15 protein-coding genes are annotated in these 16,000 nt (G+C 33.1%); 9 read left to right on the top strand and 6 right to left on the bottom strand.

Annotation, left to right across the window (positions count from 1 at the left end; genetic code table 11):
- The first annotated feature begins 42 nt into the window (after window positions 1–42).
- Together METIG_RS09110 and METIG_RS04155 are read left to right on the top strand one after the other, a co-directional pair.
- Window positions 43–726: a hypothetical protein gene (locus tag METIG_RS09110; RefSeq protein WP_052297397.1), complete on the top strand. Its 684-nt coding sequence runs from the start codon at window positions 43–45 to the stop codon at window positions 724–726.
- A gap of 21 nt (window positions 727–747) precedes the next feature.
- The gene (locus METIG_RS04155) at window positions 748–1,050 is read left to right on the top strand and encodes a hypothetical protein (protein WP_052297396.1); all 303 of its coding nucleotides are present in this window, start codon (window positions 748–750) and stop codon (window positions 1,048–1,050) included.
- Window positions 1,051–1,085: 35 nt separating this feature from the next.
- Here the strand turns inward: METIG_RS04155 and ileS are convergent, their stop codons facing one another.
- The 4 genes from ileS to METIG_RS04135 form a co-directional block, all read right to left on the bottom strand.
- Entirely contained in the window at window positions 1,086–4,190 is a 3,105-nt protein-coding gene (gene ileS, locus METIG_RS04150) for an isoleucine--tRNA ligase (protein ID WP_013798988.1), read from the bottom strand.
- 4 nt (window positions 4,191–4,194) lie between these two features.
- On the bottom strand, window positions 4,195–4,728 hold the full coding sequence (locus METIG_RS04145) for a hypothetical protein (RefSeq protein WP_013798987.1): 534 nt from the start codon (window positions 4,726–4,728) through the stop codon (window positions 4,195–4,197).
- A gap of 38 nt (window positions 4,729–4,766) precedes the next feature.
- Window positions 4,767–5,153 (bottom strand): DUF356 domain-containing protein, encoded by a 387-nt coding sequence (locus METIG_RS04140; RefSeq protein ID WP_013798986.1) that lies wholly within the window; start codon window positions 5,151–5,153, stop codon window positions 4,767–4,769.
- Window positions 5,154–5,339: 186 nt separating this feature from the next.
- Window positions 5,340–6,017 carry an RNA ligase partner protein gene (locus tag METIG_RS04135; RefSeq protein ID WP_172632608.1) on the bottom strand — a complete coding sequence of 226 codons (678 nt, stop codon included), beginning with the start codon at window positions 6,015–6,017 and terminating at the stop codon, window positions 5,340–5,342.
- Window positions 6,018–6,285: 268 nt separating this feature from the next.
- Between METIG_RS04135 and METIG_RS04130 the strand changes: the two genes are divergently transcribed.
- From METIG_RS04130 to METIG_RS04120, 3 genes are all read left to right on the top strand, one after another.
- A complete protein-coding gene (locus tag METIG_RS04130; RefSeq protein WP_013798984.1) occupies window positions 6,286–7,749 on the top strand; it encodes a DHH family phosphoesterase in 1,464 nt (487 codons plus the stop codon).
- A 117-nt stretch (window positions 7,750–7,866) separates the two neighbouring features.
- A complete protein-coding gene (locus METIG_RS04125; protein WP_013798983.1) occupies window positions 7,867–8,160 on the top strand; it encodes a DUF504 domain-containing protein in 294 nt (97 codons plus the stop codon).
- 144 nt (window positions 8,161–8,304) lie between these two features.
- Window positions 8,305–9,096, top strand: coding sequence for a CBS domain-containing ParB/RepB/Spo0J family partition protein (locus tag METIG_RS04120; RefSeq protein WP_013798982.1), 792 nt, complete (start codon window positions 8,305–8,307; stop codon window positions 9,094–9,096).
- 167 nt (window positions 9,097–9,263) lie between these two features.
- Here the strand turns inward: METIG_RS04120 and METIG_RS04115 are convergent, their stop codons facing one another.
- Both METIG_RS04115 and METIG_RS04110 read right to left on the bottom strand, forming a co-directional pair.
- The gene (locus tag METIG_RS04115; RefSeq protein ID WP_013798981.1) at window positions 9,264–10,289 is read right to left on the bottom strand and encodes a DUF354 domain-containing protein; all 1,026 of its coding nucleotides are present in this window, start codon (window positions 10,287–10,289) and stop codon (window positions 9,264–9,266) included.
- 73 nt (window positions 10,290–10,362) lie between these two features.
- On the bottom strand, window positions 10,363–11,550 hold the full coding sequence (locus METIG_RS04110) for a molybdopterin molybdotransferase MoeA (RefSeq protein ID WP_013798980.1): 1,188 nt from the start codon (window positions 11,548–11,550) through the stop codon (window positions 10,363–10,365).
- Between the two features lie 565 nt (window positions 11,551–12,115).
- Between METIG_RS04110 and METIG_RS04105 the strand changes: the two genes are divergently transcribed.
- From METIG_RS04105 to METIG_RS04090, 4 genes are all read left to right on the top strand, one after another.
- Window positions 12,116–13,633, top strand: a complete 1,518-nt coding sequence (locus METIG_RS04105; protein WP_013798979.1) for an AMP phosphorylase — start codon at window positions 12,116–12,118, stop codon at window positions 13,631–13,633.
- A 112-nt stretch (window positions 13,634–13,745) separates the two neighbouring features.
- Window positions 13,746–14,318, top strand: coding sequence for an imidazoleglycerol-phosphate dehydratase HisB (hisB, locus tag METIG_RS04100; RefSeq protein ID WP_013798978.1), 573 nt, complete (start codon window positions 13,746–13,748; stop codon window positions 14,316–14,318).
- 202 nt (window positions 14,319–14,520) lie between these two features.
- A complete protein-coding gene (ribC, locus tag METIG_RS04095) occupies window positions 14,521–14,991 on the top strand; it encodes a riboflavin synthase (RefSeq protein ID WP_013798977.1) in 471 nt (156 codons plus the stop codon).
- 270 nt (window positions 14,992–15,261) lie between these two features.
- Complete coding sequence (locus METIG_RS04090; RefSeq protein ID WP_013798976.1) at window positions 15,262–15,972, top strand: proteasome assembly chaperone family protein; 711 nt, start codon at window positions 15,262–15,264, stop codon at window positions 15,970–15,972.
- Window positions 15,973–16,000: the final 28 nt, after the last annotated feature.

Here is a 16,000-nt window from a genome sequence, read left to right as displayed (position 1 = left end):
TTTCATTTTTGCAATTACAAATTTTAAATGAAGGGGGAGATTTTGGGTTTTGGAATAAGAATAGAATTTATAGAAAATTTATTTGAGAGGTTTTTAGAGTTAAACACCAAGTTAAAATTTATAGTAACGTATGTAATGTGTTGGGTAGGTTTTTTATTTTCGCTATCTATTGGGAAGTTGATAAGCAATATATTATACGAGCCAGTAGAGGTTGTGAGTGAAGTTGGAACTGCTAAATTTCATGTAGTTTCATCTGCAGTTTCTTCTAAGATGGGTGTTAGTTATTATTCTATAGTGCTATCTTATTTTATAAACAATGCATCAGCATGCTTAATTATAGTTTCTGCATTTGTTTTAGTATCTCATTTGTATAAAAAAGAAATTTCGAAGGATTTGAGTAATTTTAAAGAATATTTAAGGACATTGCTGCTGTTTTATTTAATTGTAGTTATAAATCCAATAACTGGGTTCGTGGGCTGTTTCATAGATAGCAACAAGCGCAAAGTTTGTGTATTTTCGAGTAGCGTAATTTTTATATATCATGAAATATTAATTATTTATGACAGTACAGTCTCCGATATGTGGGGTCTTAAGCCCGAATGGAGACTGTTGAGAGCCTTGAAGATGTGGGGAGTTTCCGTTCCCCCCGAAAGCCAGCCAATGAAGATGGGAGGCTGGAAGGTTATCCGCTACGACAGTTTCGTATGTTTTAAAAGTAGCGGATAACCAGAACGGGTTAATATACAGTTGAGTGATATAGTTGCAATAGTTCCACATGGGGTTTTTGAGTTTGCTGGGTTTGCATTGGCTATAGTGCTTGGTATTGAATCTGCAAATCATATCTTGCCAATAATAAATCAAAAAAATAGAAAGAATAAATTTATTTTAATAGCCATGCTCTTGTTATCTTTGACATTTATTGGGGTTGCTGCTTTTATTGAACCCTTTGATTGGTTAATTTATTCTTATGCAAAGAATAATGGTATATCTGTGCTGGAAGCGATGATTATGGCTTATAGAAATTTAATCTCCTACTTTTTGGGGATTTAACTTTGATAGGTCAAAAAATAGGAGGTTGGAATTATTTATTTTTCGATTCTTTCAATGCTAATTTTAACTTTGTATTTCTCTCCGTTTGGTGTTTTTATTTCCCATTCTTGTTCATAATCTGCCTTTATCTCTTCAACAAATTTCCCCCTAACTTCCTTCTCAATTTCTTTTAGCATTTCTTCACTAAATTCAATTCCTTCCATTTTTACTTTTATCTTCTCCTCAATATCTAAGTCCATATCTTTCCTCATTGCCTGGATTCTTCTTATAACTTCCCTCATCAACCCTTCCCTTATTAACTCTGGGCTCATTTCAATGTCTATGAAGACGTTTCCTTTTGAGAATTCCATTCCAATAATGTTTTCTGGAATCTCCATTCTAAACTCAACGTATTCTGGTTTTATGATGTAGCCATCAACTTCAATCTCTCCATCCTTAAGTTTTTCTCTCAACTCTCTTGGGTCGAATTTGTTGATGATTGCTACGACCTTTGGAACATCACTTCTATATGCTTTACCCAACTCTCTGTAGTTTGGCTTGACAATTAAGTTGCCCTCAAACTCTCCAATTTCAATTTCTTTTACGTTTCCTTGCTCTTTTATTATGTGGGCGTATTTTTTAACTGTTTCCTCAATGTCTCCAGTTATAGTTATTTTCTTTATTGGATATCTCAATGTGTATTTTGCTTTATCTCTTCCTCTCAATATAGCATCAACTATGTCCCTAACAATTTCCATTTCTTCCTCTAATTTCTTATCAATAAACTTTTCATCAACAGTAATTCTGTTCATGAATATGCTCTCTGGCATGTCCTCTGTTTTCAAGTTTTGGTAAATCTCCTCGCTTATGTGCGGAGCAACTGGAGCCATGATTGTTATTAATTTCATTAACACATAGTATAGTGTTTGATATGCTGCCAATTTATCAGTATCGTTTTTCTCTTTCCATGTTCTGTCTCTAATCAACCTTATATACCATCTACTCAAATCATTCAAAATGAAGTCTTTTATTTTCCATGTGTATGTGTGGAGGTGAGGAATTTCTAATGCTTCTATGCAGTCCTTCACGACTGAATTTATTTTGCTTATAATCCATCTGTCTTCATCTCTCAAATACTTCATATACTCATCATTTGGCTTAAAGTCATCCAACACCATGTAATTTACAGCGAATGCATAGGAGTTCCACAATGTGTTGAACATACTCCTTACATCATCCATCTCATCCCAGACAAACCTTAAATCTTCCCAAACCTTATTTGCACTGAGTAAGTAGAACCTCAACAAATCTGCCCCATATTTTTCAACAACATCATCTGGATTAACTATATTTCCTAAGCTTTTACTCATCTTGTCTCCTTTCTCATCTAAGGTAAACCCATGCATGAGACATTTTTTGTAAGGAACATCTCCAAATACAACTGCACTTAATGCATGTTGTGAATAGAACCACTTTGTAACTTGGTCATGCCCCTCTGTGATGAAGTCCGCTTTTTTAAGTTCTTTTGCTCCAATTGATGCGTAAGGAGCCAATCCAGAGTCAAACCACACATCTAAGACATCTGGAATTCTCTTCATCTCTCCTCCACATTCACATCTTAATATAACTTTATCTACTGTTGGTTTATGCAAGTCATCCAACTCAACGTCATTAATCATTCTCTCTTTTAACTCCTCAACACTACCTATAACAACATAATTCCCACACTTCTCACAAACCCAAACTGGGATTGGGATTCCCCAATATCTTTGCCTTGATATGTTCCAATCTCCAACGAATTTAACTCCATTTATATACCTTGTCTCAACCCACTTTGGAACCCAGTCAACGGTTTTAGCGTGCTTAATAATATCATCTTTAATTTTTGAAATTGAGAGATACCACTGTTCTGTAGCCCTAAACAATAATGGGGTTTTACATCTCCAACAGTGTGGGTAGCTGTGTTTTATCTTTCCTGCAAATACTAAGAGCCCTTTATTTTTGAGTGTTTCAATTATATCATTGTCTGCATCTTTAACAAAGATTCCTTTCCATTTTCCTTCAACATATTTACCTTCATCGTCTATTGGTGAATATATTGGCAACCCATACTTTTTCCCAACTTCAAAGTCCTCTTCCCCATGTCCTGGAGCGGTATGGACAAGCCCAGTTCCTCCCTCTAATGTAACATGCTCTCCTAAGATGATGGTGTGGGCATTTTTCAATTCAGCAAATTCTTTTTGCCTTTCGTTCTCCTCCAACAATGGGTGGATGTATTTTATTCCTTCTAAATCCTTACCTTTAACTGTCTTTATTATCTTGTAGGATTTTATGTTGTTTTGTTTCTTTGCTTTTTTCATTACGTCCTCAACTAACTTCTCTGCAATAATCCATGTCTCCTTTCTATCTTCAAATTCAACCTCAACATATGCATAGTCATACTCTGGATGCACAGCAACTGCTAAGTTTGAAGGTAATGTCCATGGTGTTGTTGTCCAAATGACAATGTATTCATTCTCTTTATCCTTAACTTTGAATTTAACATACACGGACGGGTCGGAAACTTCCTTATATTCCCCTCTAACCTCATGCTCTGCCAATGATGTCTCACATCTTGGACACCAATATCCAACTCTCAAGTCCTTTGTTAATAAACCTTTTTCATGTGCCTTTTTTAATGTCCACCATCCAATCTCCATATATTCTTTTGTTATTGGCATGTATGCGTTTTCCCAATCCAACCAAACTCCCAAGTTTTTAAATTGCCCTTCCATTATTTCTTTGTGTTTCAAAGCGAATTCTTTACATTTTTCAATGAAGTTTTCTGTTCCAATTTTTGTTTCTATCTCTTTTTTGTTTTTTATTCCAAACTCATTCTCAACCTTAACTTCTATTGGTAATCCGTGCATGTCCCATCCTGCTTTGTCTAAAACATTGTATCCTTGCATCCTCTTAAATCTCAATACAGTATCTTTAATTATCTTGTTCCATGCAGTTCCTAAGTGTATTGCTCCTGAACAGTATGGAGGACCATCAACAAAGTAATATTCTGGCCCATGTTCGTTCATCTTTTTTACTTTTTCGTATATTTTATTTTCTTCCCAAAATTTCTTGATTTTTTTGTCTAATTCTCTAAAATTTACACTCTTCACTTGTTTCATTTCCTCACCTCAAAAATTTTTTTATATTTTTTGTCCTATCTACTATTGAATCATTTTTTTCTAAATGTTCCTCTTTGGGTTCATCGAGTAATTCTTGATTGAGATTTTCAATTTTTTTCAAAATTTTTTTGTCATTTATCCCTGCCAAATCATATAACTTTTTGTATATACGGGCTAAATCGAAGTTCTCATCAACAATAATATCCATTAATTCTTCGAACTTAATTTTTGATGTTATAATACCCCACTTATCTCCAAATATATTATTTTCCAATATATACTCAGTGGCATCTAATATCTTTAATGCAGTATCTATTTTTGCAAGATTTGCAATAGTGTTGGCAAGTTCATCTTCCAATTTTTTTATCTTTATTGACAGTTGATTATTTAAAATTTCATCATCATATTGACTACGTAATTTATCTAAATCAGCTCTAATCTTTTTTAGGTATTCTATTTTTTTAATACCTTCTTGATGTAGAATTTCTTTCTCTTTCTTAATTTCTTCTATTGAAGGATAATCTTCAAAAGATAACATAATCCCCCCTCCCCGATTAGTTATAAAAATGAAGATTGTTATGTGTTTTTGTGTTTATTTTTCTTTATTTTTTTGCTGTCTTTTTTGCTTTTATAATAACCTTTTAAGACAGGCATTCTTGGAAAGTCTCTAAGTAAATCTTCGTACATTTCATATCTTTCACTGAGGACAACAATATGTGCTGGTGGATGAATTTTTCTTATTCTATCAATAGCCTTTGGAGCACTTTCTTCAATTTTTGCAAGACATGCTTTTTTACAAGGTTTTTTAATCTCTCCCAAAATGTGTTTTAATATCTCATCAGCTGCTTCTGGCAATATAATTCTTGGTTTTCCAATAATGGTTAATTCAGCATGTCTATCGACATCTGCTAAGGCATTTTTTATTTTTTCATAATTATCTCCTCTTATCAACAACAATACCATAATATTTCACCGTGTTTCTTTGGTTTTTATTACATTTGGATGTATTATAGTTTGTGAAATTCTTTTCCATATTCAACCCATTCTAAAAATGATAATAATTTATGCAGAATCTAAAATAAAGCATAATTTAAATATTTAATTTTAATTGAAGATTGTATTCATTTATAACGCAAACGACTATATAAGTTATTTGACATGGCTTAAATATTCCTCAAGCATAAACGGGAAATCCCTTGCTTTAACGAATCTCAACCCTAATCTTTGAGCCCATTTTTCAACGCCCTCATCACTTGCCACAACAGCAGCATCAAGCTCCTTTGCTAATAAAAGAACATCTAAATCAGGAGCACTATCTAAGGTTCCTACTCTCAATGCACTTCTATATTTATTTCTGAAACTATTTATTGTTTTTGATAGAACTTGATTAATTACTTCTTCTCTGTTTAGTTCCTTTGATTGGGATAAGTTGTAGGTTTGTAGTGCTGTCTCATACATTGCATTTTCGCTAATTCTCATACCCTTGTTTATTCTCTCCCTCAAATCTTTGATATACTCATAGAATATTTCCGAAGGTATCTTTATCTCGTATCGGTTTGGGGTTTTTTTCACTAACCATGTGTCTACTTTAACTATTATATCCTTTGGACAATTTTCTCTTTCTAAAAATCCGATTAATTCATTATATACAGACGGATATGGGATATGGCATGAGATATCTAATTTCATCCTTGCCTTAGCGATTAAATCAAGAATTTTATTTGTGCTTTCGGTGATTGTCTTTACTCCCAACGCCTCTCTTACTGAGGTGTCGGTAAGTGCCGTTGTATCTAAACAAAATCTCTGTTTTCTTGGCAATATATCCACCTAAGCCACTTTTAATCTTAAATGTTGTTTTGTGAACATATAAAGATTTTGGAAAGTTGTTGATGAACAGTAAAAAATATAAAATAACATGAAGACAAAAATTAAATAAAACAATACCTATTGTTATAATTCAATTGTGTGGCTATGTTTAAATAAGTCATACTTGAATTTAATAATTATGATAATTATAATACTAATTAATGTGTCAACTAATAACTAACATTTAAAACAAAAGTTATTTTACAACCTACCTTATTGGAGGTAAAGTATGATACTAATTATAGGATATGGTTCTTTTGGGCGTAGGGTCGTAAATCATGCCAAAACTATCGATACTGTTGTAGTGGTTGATAATAAAGAGACAGTTTTTGATTCAGTTGAGCAGGTTGATTTTAAATATATTGTTGGAGATGCAACGGATGTAGAGGTTCTTAAGAAAGCAGGGATTGAGTTAGCAGATACTATAGTTATCTTAACGAATAATCCAGAAATCAATAGGAAAATAGCAGAATTGGTTTGTGAATTGAATCCAAAAGCCCACAAAATTGTAAGGGGGATTCCAAAATATCCTGACTTGTATGATGAGTTGCCAATTGATAGAATTATTTACCCATTAGAGAGTGCAGCAAGAGAGGTTATAAAAGAAATTGAAAAATCAAAATTAAAGAGGAAGTTGTTTGACCTGAAAAATATATTAATTAAAGCTAAGAGAGAATGTCTTGGATCAAATAATGGTGAAAAAGAAGGTAATAAGGAGAAAGATATAGCACCTCTCTTAATAGTCACACATAATAATCCCGACCCAGATGCTATGGCAAGTGCGATGGCATTGAAAACTATAGCTTCAAAATGGGATGTTGAGGCAGATATTGCATATGGAGGAAATATAGGGTTTGATGAAAATAAGGCAATGATAAACTTACTTGGTATAAAAATGAAACACATTAGGGACGTTGACTTAAGTAAGTATTGTGCTATAGCAGTGGTTGATACATCAAGTTCAAAAAATCTGCCATTTGACCCGGAAACAAAAGAAATTGATATTGTTATAGATCATCACGAAAATGGTGATTTAACTGCAAGATATATGGATGTTCAGTCAGATGTTGGGGCTACAGCAACAATTTTAACAGAATATTTGAGGGAACTTGACATATCCCCAAGCAGGGATTTAGCAACGGCGTTATTTTATGCAATAGCATCAGACACAAACTACTTTAAAAGAAAAGTGACAAAAAAGGACTTTGACGCTGCGGGTTATTTGCAAGGACTAATTGATGCAAAGACCTTGCAGATGATTGAGAATCCTGATATGGATACAGAAACAATGGAAGTTCTTGCAAAAGCAGTTCTAAATAGAAAAATTGTAAAAGGAAACATTGCACTCTCTTATGTTGGTGAGATAAGTAATAGGGATGCATTACCAAGGGCAGCAGATTTCTTGTTGAGGATGGAGGGAATAACAACAACATTTGTATTTGGTATTGTGGGGGATAATATCCACATATCCGCGAGAACTAAGGACTTGAGGGTTGACGTCGGGGATATTTTGAGAAAGGCATTTGATGGTGGAGGACACCAAGCAGCTGCAGCAGCCTATATACCATTAGGTATATTTAAGGCCGTTTCTGATAAAGAATCTCTGAGGAAACTTGTTGAAGAGGCAATAAGAACAAAAATCTTTGAAGTTATGGGTATAAAAGAAGAAGAAAAACAGAAAACATCAGAATAGTTGTGAGGAAATGTTTAGGAGAACTTGTAGTAAGAGAGTATGCCGAATGAAATGGGGCATCCGTTTTGGGGGAACCTTTAAAGGTTTCAAACAGAAAAATCAGAGTAATGTGAAAAAATGTTAAAAGAGCTTATAAATAAGATACTTTGGCATCCCAAATACAACCCAGAAGATTTTGAAATTGTTTATTTGCATAGGGGAGCGGAGAATAATAAGAAAGTTATATCTATGGAGAAAGTTATATCTATGGATGAAGTGCATATTGAGGGCTCTTTTATAGTTCATGATACAACCCACATTCCATTTCATAGAATTTTAGAAATTAGAAACAAAAAAACAAAGGAAATTTTATTCCGAAAGCATGATAAAGATACTAATTTTGTCAAAGAATATGAAAATGAAGATATTTAAAGATGTGGTTTTCTATTTTGTGTTATCTTATAGTTGTTTTGTTAAAATTAAACAAAATCCTTTGGATTTGTTGTTCGAACTGATCTGATGGCAAACCTCAATGAAATAAAGCAGTTAGCAAAGTTTTGTTAGGATGGGATAGCAATGGTTAAAGTAAGTGAATACATGACAAAAAAGGTGGATTGTCTTTCTCCTGACAATACAGTTAAAGATGCTATAAGATTCGTTAAAGAAACTGGTCACGATGCATTTCCTGTTGTTGTGGATGGTAAATTGGTTGGTATTGTTTCAGTTCATGATTTAGTAGGCAAGGATGAGAATGAGAAGATAGGTAACATCATGACAAAAAGAGAAGACATGATCGTGGCTAAGCCCGATGCAGATATCATGGATATTGGTAGGTTGATGTTTAGGACTGGATTTTCTAAGCTTCCTGTGGTTGATGATGAAAACAACTTAGTTGGAATAATAACAAACACCGATGTCATAAGGTCACAAATAGAGAAGACAACACCTGAGAAATTAAATAAAATTGTAAAGACGTATGAAAATTTAGGGCTAAAAACAAGAGTTGAGAGGGGCTATGTTTCAATAGATGAACTTAAACCTACACAATCAAAGGTTCATGAGGATGAATTAACTGGGAGAATGTATGAATTAAAGAAAGGTCTTGCAGAACCAATAATTGCCATAAAAACAAAGAAAAGTGGGTATATTTTAATTGATGGACACCATAGGGCAGTGGCTGCATATAAATTAGGCATACCAAAGTTAGATGCCTACATAATTTACATAGACACAGATAAAAAATTGGGTATAGAAAAAACAGCTGAGAGTCAAGGGCTGAGGACACTTAAAGATATAAAAATTATCGATGAGAATAACGAAAACTCCATAAATACTTATACCTTAAAGCCAAAGGTAAATTTTGATTAAGTTGTCAAAAATGGGAATAATATGTTCGCTGTAATATTTTACGGCAAAACTTTGTTTTGCCATTTAATAAATCATATTGTAAAATTAATAGTTAATTATCCCTTATATAATTTAATGGGGATTTAGTGCATTTGTAAGGCGAACAACTATATCCAAATTATCTTTAATTATCTTTTTAAATAACTGCACACCTTTTCAAACATCAGGTCTGTTGGATCTTCCAATTCAATATTTTTATTTTTTTTATTTTTAGTACCTAAATTTTCAATGACATAGTTAACTATTCTATTTACATTTTTCATGTGAGTCATTTTTCCCATCTTTATTAGATATTTATCAACACCAAGTAACTCCTTTGGATAACAAGAGACTGTTGGAATCCCTAAAACTGCCGCCTCTCTGTTCATAGTTCCTCCTGCTCCTACCATGGCATCTGCAAAATAGAGGAGGGAAATAGCATCTATTGTATTGGGAACTATTGCATTTAGTGAAATGTATTTTTTCCTCTGCTTTTCATCCCTTGGAAACGCCACGATATTGCAATCAATCTTTTCTCTAAGTTTTTCTATGATTTTTGGGATTATATCCTTTTTTCCATTGCAGTATGATGAATTTGGCCTTGACCTCATGACTATTGTTGGGTTGTCATTGTCTATTCCTAATTTTTTTAATATGTCCTTGTCAATTGGCAGTATTCCTTTTAATCGTGAATTTACATTTGCTACCTCACATGTTCCATTGAAGGTTGTAAAGTTTCTTCCTCCCTGTTTTTTTAATTTACTCTTTTTCGTGCCTATTGGAATTATTATATCATCTGTAAGTGGGAGAGTGAGTTTATTTTGCGCTTCTGCATGCTCATTATCAACAATAAAGACCACAGGAATGCTCAACCCAAAGGCTACACGTGGCAATTCAACGGAGTGCTTTGCTATTGCAACCTTTGGCTTTTCTTTGTCAATAATTTTGGTGAGTTCTATGATTCTCTCTGCAGAGTAGATTAATTTATCTTTTAGGCTTTCTCCGTGTTTCCCAACACATATGTATTCAAATCCATAAATGTTTAGTAATTCTTCCAAATTTTGAGATTTTCTTGTAGTTATTAGATAATCAATTCCTTCTTTTTCAAATTTCTTTATTAATTGTGAAAAATAATGAACATGAGGTGCATTTGTCAAATCCAACCACACATCCATGCAATCACCTTTAAAATCCTAAAATCTTAAAATTATGAATGAACTTTATTTAAATTTAGAAAATATTTAAATCTTAGAATAAATAAACTTCAACATATTCCCCTTTTTCATATCCTTCAACGTTCTCTGGTATTATTATATAGCCATCCGCTTTCGTTAATGAGGAGATAACACCACTCCCAGTGATTCTTAATGGCTCTACTTCAGAATCTTCAATTTTGACCCTAACTATGTCTGTTCTACCGAGTTCAGATGCAATGTTTCTTTTTAATGGAAGTTTTATTTTCTTTCTTTTTTTGAAATAACTTCTTATAAATAATTCAAATTGAACAGCAGATGCTACTGGATACCCAGAAAGCATAAATATTAATTTGTTGTTTATTTTACCAAATCCAAAAGGTTTCCCAGGTCGTATTTGGACACCATGAATAATAATGTTACCTAACTCATTAATCACTTCTACTATATAATCCCTATCTCCTACCGAAGTACCTCCCGTTGTAATTACAATATCATTTTCAGTTATTGCTTTTTTTACTGCTGATTTTATCTTCTCTTTATCATCATCTATTTTCCCATAAATTTTTGGGTTTAAACCAGCTTCTTTTACCAAAGCATATAACATTAAAGAATTTGAATTTATTATCTTACTTTTATTTTTTAGCTCTTCCATATTGTTAACTTCTTCCAAATCAACGAGTTCATCTCCAGTTGCTATGATTCCAACATTTACATCATAAACCTTAATTTCTTTTATTCCAACAGATGATAAGATCGCTATGTGGTAGGGAGAGATAATCTCTCCTTTTTTTAATAGTATATCTCCTCTTTTGACATCTTCCCCAGTCCTTGAGACATTTTCGTATGGATGAACACCTTTATATATCTCAACAAAATCATCTTCCTCATTACAATACTCTTTCATAACAACAGCATTTGCATTTTTAGGCATTTTTGAGCCAGTGAATACTTTTACACATTCTCCTTCATCAATATCCTCACTATCAACTAAATTTAAGATCAGAGGATTCGTGGTTGATGCCCCAAAGGTGTCTTCTGCTCTAACTGCATAGCCATCCATAGCTGCCCTATCAAACATGGGTAAATCCACTGGAGATTCTATATCTTCATGAGATACTTTATCTAATGCATCCAATAAAGGAACTATTTTAATTTTATCCATCAAAAACTTATCCCACTCGTTAAAAACTATATCTCTCGCTTTATTATAACTAATTAATCTTTTAAGCATTTTACCCATTTTATCCACCAACATTAATTGTTTAGCTAATAGTTCATAAATTATAGTTACTTGCATTAGAAATTGGATATGCCTTCAAGAAATTTTATGGGGTTATAAAACATTTTCAAATTTAAAACAACTAACATCATAATTTGAAATTTTGTGAGTGTTTAAATAAATTATAAAAATTTCGTAAACAACTATATTTTCATGACCATAACTAAAAATTTCAATTTGTATCTTGTATCTTTGCTTAAATTTAAAATTTTTTTAATGGTAATTGATAGTAGTCTGTAGAATTTTTGTCGCTTATTTAAGCATAATAAAAATTATGGTGAATCGAAGATTTCCCTGTTAAATTTTTTAAAAATGTGAAATTACGGTTAAATTTTCAAATAAAGTATAAGATATCCTTTAATTTGTTGTGTATTTAGTCATCTATAACGCAAATGACTATATTGACTCCGTGGGTGACTATAATTAAAGTTAATTAAAGTTAATAAAACAAATAATATTTAAAATACAACATGTAATATATTTTAGTGTAAATTCTTGTTAAGGTAAATAATTAAGGGGGAATTACATGCTGTTCTTAAAAGCGAAATTGTTTGATTTGGACATTGGGATAAATGCAGTTATTATGAATGAGGAAGATTTGAAAGGGACTCCTTACTATCCACAAGATAGAGTGTTGGTTGAGACCCCAGCAGGTTCTTTTGTTGGTGTGTTGCATTCAACAAAAACATTAGTTAATAAGGGGGAAATAGGAATATTTAGAGAAATTACAAAAGAAATTCCTGTTAAAGATGGGGATGAGGTTATAATAAGGCATGCTGAAACTCCACTTTCAGTGGCGTATATAAGAAAGAAGATGGATGGTCAAACATTAAAACCAGAAGAGATACATACAATAATTGATGAGATGGTAGCAGGGAAGTTATCAAACATTGAAAATACAGCATTTGTTACTGCCTTGTATATCAACGGTATGGATATGAAGGAAATTGAAGAAATGACAAAAAGAATGGCAGAAACTGGAGACATGATTGATTGGGAAGAGAGTTTAGTAGTTGATGTGCACAGTATTGGAGGGGTTCCAGGAAATAAAACTGCCCTTTTAGTTGTTCCTATAGTAGCAGCGGCAGGGCTCACGATACCAAAAACATCCTCAAGAGCAATTACATCAGCAGCTGGAACAGCAGACGTTGTTGAAGTTTTGACAAGGGTTGATTTATCATTGGATGAGATAAAGCAGGTAGTAACAACCACAAATGGTTGTATGGTTTGGGGAGGGGCTATTGACTTGGCTCCAGCGGATGATATAACAATAAATGTTGAGAGGCCTTTGTCAATAGATCCTGAGCCATTGCTTTTGTCAAGTGTAATGTCCAAGAAAATTGCTGCTGGTATTAAGTATTTGGTTATAGATATCCCTACAGGTGAGGGGGCAAAGGTAAAAACCGTAGATGAGGCAGCAAGTTTGGCAAGGAAATTTATAGAGTTGGGAGAGAGAGTAAATGTGCATGTTGAATGTGCAATAACTTATGGAGGGCAGCCGATAGGTAGGGCAATAGGTCCTGCATTAGAGGCAAAAGAGGCGTTGATGGCATTGGAGAACTATAAAGAGGCACCTTCAAGTTTGATTGAAAAGGCGTTATCATTGGCAGGGATGCTTTTAGAGATGGGTGGTGTGGCACCACATGGAAGAGGAAAATCTGTTGCAGAGGAAATTTTAGCATCTGGAAAGGCACTGGAGAAGATGCATGAAATAATAACTGCTCAAGGTGGAGAACCAAAGAGTTCTGATGAAATTGAAGTTGGAGAATATAAGGCAGAGATAATAGCACCGATGGATGGTTATGTAACACAAATCTCAAACAAACTTATAACAAAGGTGGCAAAAGAGGCCGGAGCTCCAAGGGATAAAAAGGCAGGAGTATATTTAAATGTTAAAATTGGAAATAAGGTAGAAAAGGGAGATGTCCTCTATACGATATATTCAAGTTCAGAAGAAAGGTTAAATGCAGCAATTAAATTGGCAAGGAGAACATATCCTGTCAAAGTTGAAGGAATGCTGTTGAAGAGAATCAGCAGATTCTAAACTTAATTATTTATTTTTATCTTCTTATTTTTTAAAGTAAATTAATTTTTTTAGTAGAGATCTTATAATAAGTTAAGTTTAAGAATCTTAAAATTTATTTTTTGGTGAAATCATGAGAGTTGTTGAGGTTAAAAGAGAAACAAATGAAACAAAAATTGAATTAAAAATTAACATCGATGGAACTGGGAAATATGATATAAATACAGGCATACCTTTTTTTGACCATGTTCTTTCTTCTTTTGCAAAACATGGAGCATTTGATTTGTATATTAAGGTAGAGGGTGATTTAGAAGTTGATGACCACCATACCGTTGAAGATGTGGGAATTTGCTTGGGGATGGCACTGGATAAAATTGAAAAAAAGAACATCAATAGGTTTGGATGGGCAATAGTGCCAATGGATGAAGCAAGAGCGATGGTTGCTATTGATTTGGGTGGAAGACCTTATGTAGTGGACAATTATGTCCCAAAGAGGGATAAAGTTGGGAATTTATCGACTGAAAATGTAAAACATTTCTTTGAGGCCTTAGCAAACAATGCAAAAATAAACATCCATTTTGAAGTTGTTGGAGAAAATGAGCATCATAAAATAGAAGCATTGTTTAAGGCGTTTGGTGTTGCTTTGGATATGGCTACAAGAATCGATGAAAGAAAGGGAGTTGTTAGCACAAAAGGAGTAATTTAACATGCATAAAATTTGTAATTAAGGTAATAAGTAGTATAAATTTTTAAATAAAGCACATTTACTCCTTTATTATTTCGTTAAAGATTGTAGTTATTTATAGGTAAATACCTATATAGCAAATATCTAAAAAATGATAATAAATAATAAATAGATTAGGGGAATTACAAAACAAAAATAATTTTCCGTAATTTTGGTGAGAAATATGGTAATAAAAGTAGGTATTGTAGATACAACCTTTGCAAGGGTTGATATGGCTTCTGCAGCAATAAAAAAATTGAATGAATTGACATCAAAAATAAAGATAGTTAGATACACCGTTCCGGGAATAAAAGATCTGCCTGTGGCATGTAAGAAGTTGATTGAGGAGGAGGGTTGTGAAATCGTTATGGCTCTTGGAATGCCTGGAAAGGCAGAGAAGGATAAAGTTTGTGCTCATGAGGCATCTCAAGGGTTGATGTTAGCCCAGTTAATGACAAACAAACACATAATAGAGGTCTTTGTTCATGAAGATGAGGCAAAGGATGACAAAGAACTTGAATGGCTTGCAAAGAGGAGAGCAGAGGAGCATGCTGAAAATGTATATTACCTATTATTCAAACCAGAATATCTAAGGAAAAATGCTGGTAAGGGTTTAAGGCAAGGATTTGAGGATGCTGGGCCTGCAAGATTGTAAGATATTCTAAATTTTAATTTTAAATTTATTTTTTGTTATGTTTATTGGCATAACCATATTTTTTAACTTAGATTTTAAAATAAAATGGATTTTTTGGAGATTACAATATTTATCAATGTATATCTATAATGCAACGACTTTACTTCAAAAAAAAATACGGCAAAACCTAAAAGGTTTTGCCAAACTTTCCAAATAAGAAATCAAAAACCATATAATATAGTTTGATCAAATAGAATATATATTTGTAAATTTACATGGTGGGGAGGTAAAATGGAATACATTGCCAAAAAAGAAATCGATTTCAAAAACCCTCTTGTCATTGAGGGTTTTCCTGGTGTTGGATTAGTTGGAAGTATTGCAGCATATCAAATCATAAAAAAATTGGAATTAGAGTGTATTGGATACTTTGATGTTCCAGAAGCGCCTCCAGTAAATCTTGTTGAGGAGGGGGTTGTTTATCCACCAATAAGAGTTTATGGGAGGGAGGATTTAATCGTCTTATTTTCAGACGTGATAATTCCGCCAGTTATAGTGCATAAGCTCTCAGATAAAATTGTTGAAATATTAACTCCGATTAACCCACAAATAGTTGTGTCCTTAGGGGGACTCGCAACAGGAAAATCTGAAAAGGTTTATGGAATAGCATCATCAAAAGAGCTATTAGAAATTTTTGAAAAATACGACATTCCTATTTTAAAATTTGGGATGGTTGGAGGAGTATCTGGAAGTTTGATAGTAAAAAGCAACAACAACAAAATACCTGCAATTGGCCTACTTGCTGAAACTGTTGGCATAAGGCCTGACCCAAGAGGGGCGTCAAACCTTGTAAATGTTTTAAACAAGATGTATGGTCTTAACGTGAATGTAGAGGAGTTAATAGAAGAGGCAGATAAAATTGATGAGAAGATAAAGCAATTGGCACAAGAACATGCAAAATTAATGACAAAAACTGCAAGAAGCGAGTATCCAATGTATCTGTAAAAAATAATAAAATCAAAAAACAAAAAAG

Source organism: Methanotorris igneus Kol 5, assembly GCF_000214415.1.
Lineage (GTDB): Archaea > AGJL01 > Methanococci > Methanococcales > Methanococcaceae > Methanotorris > Methanotorris igneus.
This window is presented reverse-complemented; position numbering and strand designations above follow the sequence as displayed.